Below are 11,660 nucleotides of genomic sequence, written 5' to 3'. Positions count from 1 at the left end.
CCCGCATATGAACTGCCTCCCATTTCTTATGTCCAAGAAATGGGAGGCAGTTCACGACTGACGAGAAGGACCTTTTACTTTTGGATGTGCCTTTGAGTTCACTATGACATTGCGTGCGGCAAAACAATGGTAAAACGTGTGCCTACACCTTCGCGTGAAAGTACCTCAATAGAGCCGTCATGATTATCGACAATCCATTTAGCAATGGATAAGCCAAGTCCAGAACCCTCGTTGCTTTCAATACGAGCGTTGTCGGCTCTCCAGAATCTCTCAAAAATATGAGCGGCTGCTGTCTCGGACATGCCCATACCTTCATCTTCGATTGAAACTTGAACGGTTTTCTCGTCATACGCGACATTAAAAGAAATGGTGGCCTGAGCAGCAGAATATCGAGCGGCATTTTGTACGATGATACGGATAGACTGCTTAATCATTGCGGTGTCAGCAAGCACCTGATAGCGGTCATCCTTCAATACACTTTGATCAAATTTCAGCGCATAGTGGTGAGTAGGATCAATCATTTCCGACTCTTCACAGACCTCAGAAGTTATCCGTGCAAGATTGAGCTTAGTCTTTGTGAGGGTATTTCTTCCTGCGTCTCCGCGTGCTAAGAAGAGAAGCTGCTCAACAAGGTCATGCATGTGTTCGCTCTCGGATTTGAGTGCAGCGATAGACTCATCTAGTACAGCCTCGTCTGTCTTACCCCAGCGATCCAGCATGTCAGTATAACCTCGGATAACAGCTATAGGAGTTCGAAGCTCGTGGCTGGCATCATTAACAAAGCGCATCTGTTGCAATTTTGCTTCTTGCATACGTTGAAGCAGTTTATTCAAGGCAATCTCAATACTTGCCAGGTCTTGGTCACCCGTTTGAATCTTTGGAGCGTTGATATTGGCTTCTTCAATTGCCTGTTCAAGACTCTTGATTTTCTCGCCTTTTACCAGGGTTTCGTTTGTTATGGAATCAGTGGAAAGTGCATCAACGTTCACAAGTTGATCTGCTTTAAGTGCAAGTGTATTGAGGGGCTGAAGAGCTCTTCTGACACGGCGCATATCACCGAAGAATGACAACAGATCAATGATTTCCCAGATAAGAATTGCAATATACATGGGCCAGAAGCGTGCTAACTCTACGCCTAAATCAAATATTTTTGCGCCAAAAGTAGGGCCATGAACAATGTATTTTAGGCTTGAGAGTCCGTGTAAGAAAGTGAATCCAGTAAGAGAAATAGAGTGAGACTCAGTAGGGAAAAATCCTAGATAAAAAGTACCTTGTGGAACATGCTGGTTATACATATAAATAAAAATCAGAGCAATATTTACCAGTAAAAAGAGATTAAAGCCGACGTAATTCATCATCTTACGCCACCAAAATCCCCAGGTAATTACTCCAGCTGTCGACGAATCAGAGGGAGTAAAGAAAGGCTTTTTATGCTCTTGTATGGTGGACTGGTTATGCTTCTCTGATGACATATCCGACTCCACGAACAGTAGTAATTAGCTTGATGTTATAGCGGTCGTCAATTTTTGCACGTAGATGAGCAATATGAACATCTACGTTATTAGTTTCTCCGGCAAACTCGTAACCCAAGGCTTCAGAAGCAATACGCTCACGGCTCATGACAACGCCAGCGTGCCCCATAAGCATACGGAGGACTTCAAATTCCTTAGTAGTAAGTTCGATTGAATCGTTCTTGACACAGACTTCTCTACGATCAACATCAAGCGAGACACCCTTAATTGTAAAGGTGCTTGTAGCAGCTGTTTGAGGAATTGTCGGGGAGTTTAAACTGTCTGCTTCATGATGCTTAAGGGCCACTCGAATGCGGGCGAGAAGTTCCTCTATCGCAAAAGGTTTGGTGAGGTAGTCATCTGCGCCCGCATCGAGACCAGCTACTTTATCCATAACCGAATCACGAGCAGTAAGCATAATAGTTGGCGTGTTTTTCTCGCGACGAATCCTTCTAAGAACTTCTAGACCATTAAGCTGGGGGAGAAGTACATCAAGCAAGATAAGGTCGTAGTCATTTGACAGTGCTTTTTCAGCTCCGGTTCTTCCGTCAAGAGCTTTGTCTACTTCATAGCCCTCATGTTTAAGCTCGAGTTCTATAAAGCGTGCAATTTTTTCTTCGTCTTCAACGATAAGAACCTTAATCATTTTCTCGCCTAAATATCGAAGTTTTCTACTTTAGGTTTGGAACCAATTGCATTTTATTTTTTGTCGATAACATCTTTTTTGATGGAACCCGCTGCATCTGCAGCCTTATCCATTGCCTCATTTACATCAACAACAATAGGATAAGCTCCCTGAATGTGATAACGCATCTCAAAGAACAAGCCAATGATGAGCAGCCAGAATGTAGCACCCCAGAGGAATAGACCAACAATTGGAATAATTACTGGCATGGCCATGAACTGCTCACCGCGACGAGTAACAATGAATTTTGTTTCCACACTTTTATGGAACAGCTCTTTGCACTTCTCCCAGAGAGAAGACATATTCTCTGAGAAATCAGACTTTTTGCTTGATTCTTGGTAGGCAATTTGAGCTGCTTCCATTTCTGGAGAAACGTCTGACTGTGCAGCTGACTCAGTAGTATAGTTTGCAGTCTGCTTAGTGGACTTGCCCTGCTTCTCGAGCCAAATAATTGCATCAAGAACATTATCATCACAAGCGTCAAGTGCTGCCTTTGCGTCCTCATAGCTCACGCCGCACTTCTCGCGAATTACCTCAACCTTTTCTAGCTTTTCCATGATCAGCTTCCTTTCGAGATGTTAAAGACGCCTCTCGTCTTCGTGATACATGGTCTCTTATAAAGATTAACCAATTATTGAGGTTAGATTAAGCTTTCATAAGTATTTTAATGAGATTATTTACACGTCTCAATTACAGGCAGCTTGCTTACCACTTACCGATTACTTATAAAACTAGCTTGTTTTAGCTAATCAGCAGTTTGAAACTATTAGATAGTTATATATAGCTAACTTATGGCAGTTGAAGCCTTGCTTTCTCTGTCAAAGCCAGCCTGAATAACAGACACTATATTGTGAGTTTGTGGCAGGAGGCGGTGTGGGTATGGCAAATCGTCAGAACCAATGTATTCAAGCTACTGAGTCCAACCAAAATACAAAACAGGATTCTCAGCAATCTGAAGTAAATCCTGTTGCAGTGTTGCTCGAGTGGTCAGACAGAAAAAGTATGTACGCATTGTCTGTCATCCTTGCCATTATTGGCGTTTTGGGAGGAATGGTTCCCTACGTTGCCGCAGGCAACATGGTGGTTGGTATCTTTAATGGAATTCAAGAATGGTCGTTTTACCTGTATTGGGGACTTATAGCAGGCCTCAGCTATTTAGTAAAAATAGTTTTTCACCACCTTTCAACTATCGTTTCTCATAAGGCAACGTTTGCGACAATTGCAAACATGCGCACCCGAGTGGCAAAGAAGCTGACAACTATCCCCATGGGATATGTGCTTGATACGCCTTCCGGCTCTCTCAAACGCTTGTTAGTCGAGAAGATCGATAGTATTGAAACCACACTTGCTCATGCAGTTCCTGAATTAACTTCAAACCTTACAGCTGCTTTTGCGGTTTTTGTGTACCTCATGGTTTTAGACTGGCGACTTGCTCTTGCTGCTTTGCTCACTATTATTGTGGGACTTGCCTGTTTATCAGGCATGATGAAAGACTATGAGTATTGGTATCAGAATACTATCGTAACTGGTAAAGAGATGAATAATGCCTCAGTTGAGTATGTGTCAGGAATTGAGGTAATTAAGGCTTTTGGGCAGTCCGCAAGTTCTTACGAGAAGTTCTCAAAGGCTGTTTATGCCTCTGCCCATGCTTTTATTGATTGGATGAGCCACTGCCAAATCTGGCAGGATGCCATGTTGTCAATTGCTCCTGCAACGTTAGTAACGGTATTGCCTCTGGGATGCTTGTTTGTGCTTCAGGGAACTCTTTCTCCTTCTACGTTTGTTATGTGTGCCGTGCTTTCTTTAGGAATTTTTCAGCCGCTCTTTGAAGCAATGAGCTTTATGGATTCTCTTGCGCAGGTAGGCTCTGTTGTCAAAGAAATCTCTGAGGTTTTGAATTACCCAGATCAGATGAGAGCCACGGCTCCCTGCACACTTGAAGGGACTGAAATTAAGTTAAGCGATGTTTGTTTCTCGTACGGAAGCAATGAAGTAATTCACGGAATTAATCTAGATATTGAGCCAGGACAAGTTACGGCACTTGTTGGTCCAAGTGGATCAGGTAAGTCTACTGTTGCTCGGCTTATCGCAGGTTTCTGGGATCCAAATGAAGGATCTGTGTCTATTGGAGGACAAGATATTCGTTCCTGCACTCCAACTCAACTCGCAGACCTTGTAGCTTACGTTGATCAAGATAGTTACCTTTTTGACGAGACCATTATGGAAAACATCAGGATGGGCAAAAAAGACGCTACTGATGAAGAGGTAATTGCTTGTGCAAAAGCTTCTGGCTGCCACAACTTTATCCAATCGCTTCCTCATGGTTATCAAACGGTTGTAGGAGGCTCGGGAGGTCACCTTTCTGGTGGCGAGCGTCAGCGCGTAGCAATTGCTCGAGCTATGCTCAAAAATGCACCTATTATCATGCTCGATGAAGCAACAGCCTACGCAGATCCAGAATCAGAAGCAGAGGTTGAATCTGCAGTTGCAAAGCTGGTGGCTGGTAAAACGTTGGTGGTTATCGCGCACCGACTTTCTACTGTACAAAATGCCGACAAAATTGTTGTCGTTAATGATGGATCCATTGAAGCTGAGGGTACTCACGAGCAGCTTATGGAGACATGTCCGCTTTACGCAACCATGTATCGCGCTCATATCGGCGCACTTGATGAGGCTTAAGGAGGGGAGTAGCAATGTTATCTGTCTTAAAAATGTACTTTCAGTTTGGAAGTTCTTATCGCCAGAAACTCCATAAGGGCCTGTTTTTTACCATTCTTGGCTGCCTCTTTGAAGGCGTACAAATAACGGCGCTTTGGATTGTTTTTACTGCTCTTACTACGGATACACTCTCAACTCAGACGATATTTTTTGCGCTGGGAGTTATGCTTCTGAGCATTATAGGAGCGTTCATTTGCGCTCATTTTAAGAGCGAGAATTTCTGTGATGCTAATTTTAGTATGGCTGGTGCCAAGCGCGCGGAAATTGGAGATACACTGCGCCGCCTTCCTATGGGTTATTTTAACGAGAATAGCCTGGGTGAAGTAACAGCTGTTATGACCAATCAGCTGGATGTAATGCAAAATCTTGGCGGCCTGCTCTATATGATGGTTGTTGGAGGATTAGCTTTAACTGCAATTATTGTTGCGTTCTTGTTTGTGTTTTGTTGGCAACTAGGCCTTATAACTGCAGCTACGTTTGTTCTTTTCTGTATTACTATGGAGCTGCTCCAGGCTTACGTGCACAATGTATCAGATAAGTATGTAGCTGCTAATACCACCTTAATCAGCTCTGTTCTTGAATATGTCCGCGGCATTAGTGTAGTAAGGGCGTTTTCTCTTATTGATGATGCTGAAGGAAAATATGCCAAGGCAGTTGACGATTGTCGCGTTCAAGCGCTTAACCTTGAGCTTAAGGCGCTTCATTTCTCAGTTTTGCAAATGGTCATCTCCAAGGCTACCAGCATTATCATGTGCCTGGTATCAGTTGGTCTATGGCTCTCTGGAACACTTGATACAGCTACTTGTTTAACCGTAGTAGTTATGTCATTTATGTTGTTTAGTCGCCTAGAATCTGCTGGTCGTTTCTCAACTATTCTGCGTAATCTTGAAATTGCAATGGAACAAACAAATGCCATTCTCGCCACTCCCGCAATGGACGAGGGAGAGGGTTTGGAGAAAGCGGATTCCTACGACATTGAACTTTCTCATGTTTCCTTTGGCTACGATGACAGGCAAATTCTTGAAGATGTCAGCCTTTCTATTCCTGCAGGCACCTCTTGTGCCATCGTGGGGCCAAGTGGATCTGGCAAAACAACTCTTGTCCGTCTTATTGAGCGTTTTTGGGATGTAAATGCAGGTCAAGTGACCCTTGGTGGACGCGATGTGCGCGACTATAAAGTTGATGCCCTACTCCAAAATTTTTCTACTGTATTTCAGGGAGTATTCCTTTTTGATGACACCATTGAGAACAACATTAAGTTTGGCAATCCAAGTGCAACTCATGAGCAAGTAGTTGACGCAGCTAAGCGTGCCTGCTGTGAAGAGTTTATCCAGGCGTTACCTGACGGATATGAAACACGCTTAGGAGAAGGCGGCTCAATGCTTTCTGGCGGCGAGCGTCAGCGTCTCTCTATTGCGCGCGCTATCTTAAAAGATGCACCAATCGTGGTGCTTGATGAGGCTACGGCCAATGTTGATCCAGAAAACGAGCTTGAACTCCAGCGCGCAATCGCCGAGCTTACAAAGTCTAAGACTGTCATCATGATTGCCCATCGCTTAAAAACAGTGCGCAATGCAAATCAGATACTTGTCCTGGATAAGGGGCGCATTGTTCAGCGGGGAACCCATGAATCTCTCATGAAAGAAGGCGGTATCTACGCTGATTTTGTTAACATGCGCGAGAAAACCGTCGGATGGAAAATTGCGTAACTACTGGCAAGTTGCTGAGAAATATCACATGTAAAAAAATATGCACCCAAGCAAGCGCTTGGGTGCATATAACGTTAAAGCTGAAATGCGGTTTACTGAACCTGGCAGATCATAGCAACATTAGTTGAAGTGGTGTAGTCACCAAGACGTGGGCTGGTATGAGGATCGCCAGCAGTCAGAACAACAATGTCACCGGTCTCAACAACGCCAACTTCCTTTGCAATGTTCAAAGCGTTGTACATGGTGTTAGAAAGAGTGCCCTGCTCAGAGGTCTTGAATGCATAGACACCCCAATAGAAGCAGGTGCGACGAACTGCCTCATCAGATGGAGACATTGCATACAGAGGACGCTTTGGACGGAAGTTAGAAACAAGGCGAGCGGTACGACCAGAGTGGGTTGGGCAGATGATGCACTTAGCGTCAACACGGATTGCCATATCAACTGCAGCAAAGCCAGTAGCGCCGTTGACGTTCTTAAGGCCCTCACGCTGGTGATAGACATCCTTGACTGGCAGGTACTTCTCGGTCTCCTTGCAGATGGAAGCCATAGTCTTTACTGCCTCAATAGGGTACTTACCAGCTGCGGACTCACCAGAAAGCATGACGCAGTCAGTGCCGTCGTAGATTGCGTTAGCAACGTCGGTAACCTCTGCACGGGTTGGGCGAGGGTTGCGAATCATAGAGTCAAGCATCTGAGTTGCGGTGATGACAGGCTTGTAAGCGTCGTTGCACTTCTTGATGACAGTCTTCTGAATGTGAGGAACCTCAGCTGCAGGAACCTCAACGCCAAGGTCACCACGGGCAACCATGATGCCGTTAGAAGCTGCAAGAATCTCGTCAAAGTTCTTTACGCCAAGAGCAGACTCAATCTTAGGGAAGATCTGTACGTTAGGAGTACCCATCTCACGGCAGATGTTACGAATCTCCTCAACAGCATCGCCATCACGAATTAAGGAAGCAGCAATTGCGTCAATACCAAGCTCGCAACCAAACATGATGTCTGCGCGGTCCTGCTCAGTGACGGAAGGAAGGCCAATGTTGACGTTAGGAACGTTTACGCCCTTCTTCTCGCCAAGCTCACCACCGTTGATGATCTTGCAGTGCATGTCAGTGCCCTCAACGTGATCAACCTCGAGGCCAATGAGACCGTCATCAATAAGGATGATGGAACCCTTCTTGACCTCTTTTGGAAGATTCTTGTAGTCAAGTGAGAAGCGCTGAGCATTGCCGATGACGTCATCATCAGTGGTGACAATAACGGAATCACCAGTAGTAAGGGTGACCTTCTTGCCATCCTCGAGAAGACCGGTGCGAACCTCAGGACCCTTTGTATCAAGCATGATAGCAATAGGAATACCAAGCTCATCAGAGATAGAACGAACGCGACCAATCATAGTGCGGTGATACTCATGGCTACCGTGCGAGAAGTTAAAACGTGCGACGTTCATGCCAGCAAGAATGAGCTCACGAAGGACCTCATCACTTTCTGTAGCAGGACCCATAGTACAAACAATCTTGGTCTTTTTGCGAGCCATATCTCTCCTTTTCATAGGAATTAAAATCACATTCGGTTATCAATAGTAACCGTTTTCAGAGCGTTTGTTTCTCTGGTACTTAGCAAACCACACTTTTATCAACATAGTCAGTACCCTCAGAAAAAGCAGTTGCGTTATCTAGCGTAACCTGAGCAATCTGAGCAAGTGCCTCATGAGTAAAGAATGCCTGATGACTTGTCATAACTACGTTAGGGAAGGAGCAAAGTGTAGAGGTAATTGAATCAAAGACCTCAGCGCCGCGGTCCTTATAAACGTTTGGATTTTCCTCTTCATAAACGTCAAGTCCACAAGCACCAATTTTGCCAGAAAGAATGCCACGAATGAGGGCATTGGTATCGATAAGTCCACCACGACCAGTATTAACGAGGATGACGCCATCTTTCATCTTTCCGATGGTCTTATCGTTAATCATGTGGTAGCTCTCGTCATTCAAGAAAGCGTGAAGGGAAATAAAGTCCGAACGCTCCCAGAGTTCATCGTAGCTGACATACTCATCAACAACATGCTCGTCATTGACAAGGCTCATGTTTGGATACAGGTCTGCACCAAGGACGTGCATACCAAAGCCCTTGCAAATACGGCAGAGCGCTGCGCCAATACGACCAGTTCCAACAATGCCGGCAGTTTTACCGTGAAGTGTATCGCCAACAAGGCCAACAAGCGAGAAGTTATTCTCGCGAATTCTGATGTAGCCACGGTGAATACGACGGTTAGCAGCAAGCGCAAGACCCATTGCGTGCTCTGCAATTGCCTCAGGGGAGTAAGCAGGTACGCGCGTAACCGTAATACCAAGGTCTTTAGCAGCGTTAACGTCAACAGCGTCAAAGCCAGCGCAGCGCATAAGCAGAAGCTTAACGTCAAAGCCGGCAAGAATCTCAAGAGTCAGAATTGAAGCATCTGCATTAACAAAAGCACAGACAGCATCATAACCCTTAGCAAAGCCTGCGGTCATAGGCGTAAGGTTTGACTCAATGTAGTCGATTGAAACATCTGGATACTTTGGAAGCTCAAGGTTGAAAGAATCCTTGTCATAACTTTGAGCACCATAAAACAGGATTTTCATAACTGCCTCCTTGCCAAAACTAACGTTTGGCTTATGTTGTTATGTACTGCGCTTATTGTACCCCTTGAATAACAATTATTTGGCACATAACAGGAGTTTTAAGAAATATTTATGAGGTTTGAAAAAAGAAAGAATACGGTAAAATGATAGAGCATTGTAAGGTCCTATGATAGGACGTTGTAAGGTCCTGACACGGCAACCTTGGTGAGCCCTTGCCCCTCTCCTGGGGAATTATGATCGGGCATCAATCTGTCAGGTAGAAACCCAGGAGGAACTTTGAAAGAGTATCTTTCAAGTGCGTCTGATGTTATCAGTGCGCAAAAAACTGATGTTGAAGCTGGATTGTCTGATGTAGAAGCAGCTTCTCGTCTTGAGGCCCACGGTCTTAATAAGCTTAAAGAGGCACCAAAAGAATCAATCATTAAAAGGTTCTTTGCACAGATGGCTGACCCTATGGTCATCATGCTTCTTATTGCTGCTGCTATTTCCGCTGCTGAAGGAATTTATACCGGTGAAGGTGGAATTGCGGACGTTGTCATTATTCTGTTTGTTGTTGTCATCAACTCTGTGCTTGGCGTGGTCCAGGAAGGCAAGGCTGAGGAAGCTCTTGCTGCTTTGCAAGAGATGAGTGCAGCTCAGAGCAAGGTTATCAGAGACGGTCGTCTTGAGACGGTTGCCTCAACCGAGCTAGTCGTGGGAGATATTATCCTTCTTGAGGCAGGTGACTCTGTCCCAGCTGACTGCCGCATTCTCGAAAGCGCTTCCATGAAGGTAGAGGAATCTGCGCTCACAGGTGAATCAGTTCCTGTCGAGAAACACGCTGAGACCCTCAGTCTTGCTGAAGACACCGATGATATTCCTTTGGGTGACCGAAAGAATATGTGCTACTCCGGATCTATTGTGGTCTATGGACGCGGTCGTGCAGTTGTTGTTGCAACAGGCATGGACACCGAGATGGGCAAGATTGCAGATGCAATTTCCCAGGCAGAAGAGGGACAGACTCCACTTCAGATTGCGCTTGATAAGCTTTCACACACACTTACCATTCTTGTTGTTGTCATCTCGCTGCTTGTTTTTGCAACAGGCTTTATTAAGCACGGTGCCGAGATGCTTGGCAACTTTGATCTTATCCTCAGCACGTTTATGGTTGCAGTATCTCTTGCAGTAGCTGCAATTCCAGAGGGTCTTGTTGCTGTTGTTACCATCGTTCTTTCTATGGGCGTTACCAGAATGAGCGAGCGCCACGCTATTGTCCGTCGTCTTACTGCAGTTGAGACCCTTGGTTGTACTCAGGTTATCTGCTCTGATAAGACCGGTACTCTGACCCAAAACAAGATGACTGTTGTTCGTCATGAGACAGAAAATCTTGATGCACATGTACGTACCATGGCACTGTGCTCAGACGCTACCTGGGACGATGCGGAGCAGGTTGCAAAGGGTGAGCCAACCGAAGCTGCTCTTGTTGCAGACGCTGCAAAACTTGGATATACCACAAGTGATTTAGCTTCTTCTCGCCCTCGTATTGGCGAGGCACCCTTTGATTCTTCTCGTAAGATGATGTCTGTTGTAGTACGTACTCGCTCTGGCAAAGTTGTACAGCACACCAAAGGTGCGCCTGATGAGGTGCTTGCTCGCTGCACCAAGATTATGACAAGCGATGGCATTATTGACCTCACCGATGAGGCTCGCTCTGAGATTTTGGCTCAGAACAAGTCTATGGCTGACCAGGCACTTCGCGTTATGGCATCTGCTCGTCGTGATTGGGGAACAGAAGCTCCAGAGAGCTATGATCCAGCTAACCTTGAGTACGACATGGTCTTTGTTGGACTTTCCGGCATGATTGACCCAGTTCGTCCTGAGGTTAAGGGTGCTGTTGTAGAGGCGCATAGCGCTGGTATGCGTACCGTTATGATTACAGGCGATCACATTGATACGGCCGTTGCTATTGCGGTTGAGCTGGGCATTATTACCGATCGCTCTCAGGCAATTACCGGCGCACAGCTTGATAAGATCTCTGATGAAGAGTTTGAGCAGCGTATTGAGGCAATTGGCGTTTATGCACGCGTTCAACCTGAGCACAAGGTTCGCATTGTTGATACTTGGCGCAAGAAGGGCATGGTTACAGCCATGACGGGTGACGGCGTTAACGACGCTCCTTCCATCAAACGCGCTGATATTGGTATTGGTATGGGTATTACTGGTACCGACGTTACCAAGGGCGTTGCAGATATGGTTTTGGCTGACGATAACTTTGCCACCATTATTAGCGCCTGCGAAGAGGGAAGACGCATCTACGACAACATTCGTAAGTGCATCCAGTTCCTCTTGAGCTCCAACCTAGCTGAGGTCATTTCCGTCTTTATTGCGTCCCTGGTTGGCTTTACTATCCTTCAGCCTACCCACCTTCTGTGGATTAAC

8 protein-coding genes are annotated in these 11,660 nt (G+C 45.6%); 3 read left to right on the top strand and 5 right to left on the bottom strand.

What is annotated here, in order from left to right:
* Positions 1 to 101: 101 nt before the first annotated feature.
* The 3 genes from RWJ43_RS03800 to RWJ43_RS03790 are packed head-to-tail and all read right to left on the bottom strand — an operon-like array spanning position 102 to position 2,753.
* A complete protein-coding gene (locus RWJ43_RS03800) occupies positions 102 to 1,472 on the bottom strand; it encodes a HAMP domain-containing sensor histidine kinase (RefSeq protein ID WP_314007956.1) in 1,371 nt (456 codons plus the stop codon).
* Positions 1,453 to 2,157 (bottom strand): response regulator transcription factor, encoded by a 705-nt coding sequence (locus RWJ43_RS03795; protein ID WP_314007954.1) that lies wholly within the window; start codon positions 2,155 to 2,157, stop codon positions 1,453 to 1,455. Before RWJ43_RS03795 ends, RWJ43_RS03800 begins: the two co-directional genes overlap by 20 nt.
* A gap of 53 nt (positions 2,158 to 2,210) precedes the next feature.
* Positions 2,211 to 2,753, bottom strand: a complete 543-nt coding sequence (locus RWJ43_RS03790; protein ID WP_035432422.1) for a DUF4342 domain-containing protein — start codon at positions 2,751 to 2,753, stop codon at positions 2,211 to 2,213.
* A gap of 322 nt (positions 2,754 to 3,075) precedes the next feature.
* On the opposite strand from RWJ43_RS03790, the gene RWJ43_RS03785 reads away from it, so the two are divergent.
* Positions 3,076 to 4,875, top strand: a complete 1,800-nt coding sequence (locus tag RWJ43_RS03785; protein ID WP_314007952.1) for an ABC transporter ATP-binding protein — start codon at positions 3,076 to 3,078, stop codon at positions 4,873 to 4,875.
* A gap of 14 nt (positions 4,876 to 4,889) precedes the next feature.
* Positions 4,890 to 6,623, top strand: coding sequence for an ABC transporter ATP-binding protein (locus RWJ43_RS03780; protein ID WP_396427221.1), 1,734 nt, complete (start codon positions 4,890 to 4,892; stop codon positions 6,621 to 6,623).
* 92 nt (positions 6,624 to 6,715) lie between these two features.
* Here RWJ43_RS03780 and pyk read toward each other — a convergent pair whose 3' ends face one another.
* Positions 6,716 to 8,158 (bottom strand): pyruvate kinase, encoded by a 1,443-nt coding sequence (gene pyk, locus RWJ43_RS03775; RefSeq protein WP_314007948.1) that lies wholly within the window; start codon positions 8,156 to 8,158, stop codon positions 6,716 to 6,718.
* A gap of 79 nt (positions 8,159 to 8,237) precedes the next feature.
* Positions 8,238 to 9,242 (bottom strand): 2-hydroxyacid dehydrogenase, encoded by a 1,005-nt coding sequence (locus tag RWJ43_RS03770; RefSeq protein WP_314007945.1) that lies wholly within the window; start codon positions 9,240 to 9,242, stop codon positions 8,238 to 8,240.
* Positions 9,243 to 9,518: 276 nt separating this feature from the next.
* On the opposite strand from RWJ43_RS03770, the gene RWJ43_RS03765 reads away from it, so the two are divergent.
* Positions 9,519 to 11,660, top strand: a 2,142-nt coding sequence (locus RWJ43_RS03765) for an HAD-IC family P-type ATPase (RefSeq protein ID WP_314007942.1), incomplete at its 3' end; no start/stop codon positions are given.

This window comes from Lancefieldella parvula (assembly GCF_963530955.1).
Lineage (GTDB): Bacteria > Actinomycetota > Coriobacteriia > Coriobacteriales > Atopobiaceae > Lancefieldella > Lancefieldella parvula_A.
Note: the sequence above shows the minus strand (reverse complement) of the source record. Positions and strands in the feature narration are given on the sequence as shown.

Coding starts and splice junctions, on each gene's coding strand:
- RWJ43_RS03800 (WP_314007956.1), bottom strand. CDS start 1,472: ATGTCATCAGAGAAGCATAACCAGTCCACCATACAAGAGCATAAAAAG.
- RWJ43_RS03795 (WP_314007954.1), bottom strand. CDS start 2,157: ATGATTAAGGTTCTTATCGTTGAAGACGAAGAAAAAATTGCACGCTTT.
- RWJ43_RS03790 (WP_035432422.1), bottom strand. CDS start 2,753: ATGGAAAAGCTAGAAAAGGTTGAGGTAATTCGCGAGAAGTGCGGCGTG.
- RWJ43_RS03785 (WP_314007952.1), top strand. CDS start 3,076: ATGGCAAATCGTCAGAACCAATGTATTCAAGCTACTGAGTCCAACCAA.
- RWJ43_RS03780 (WP_396427221.1), top strand. CDS start 4,890: ATGTTATCTGTCTTAAAAATGTACTTTCAGTTTGGAAGTTCTTATCGC.
- pyk (WP_314007948.1), bottom strand. CDS start 8,158: ATGGCTCGCAAAAAGACCAAGATTGTTTGTACTATGGGTCCTGCTACA.
- RWJ43_RS03770 (WP_314007945.1), bottom strand. CDS start 9,242: ATGAAAATCCTGTTTTATGGTGCTCAAAGTTATGACAAGGATTCTTTC.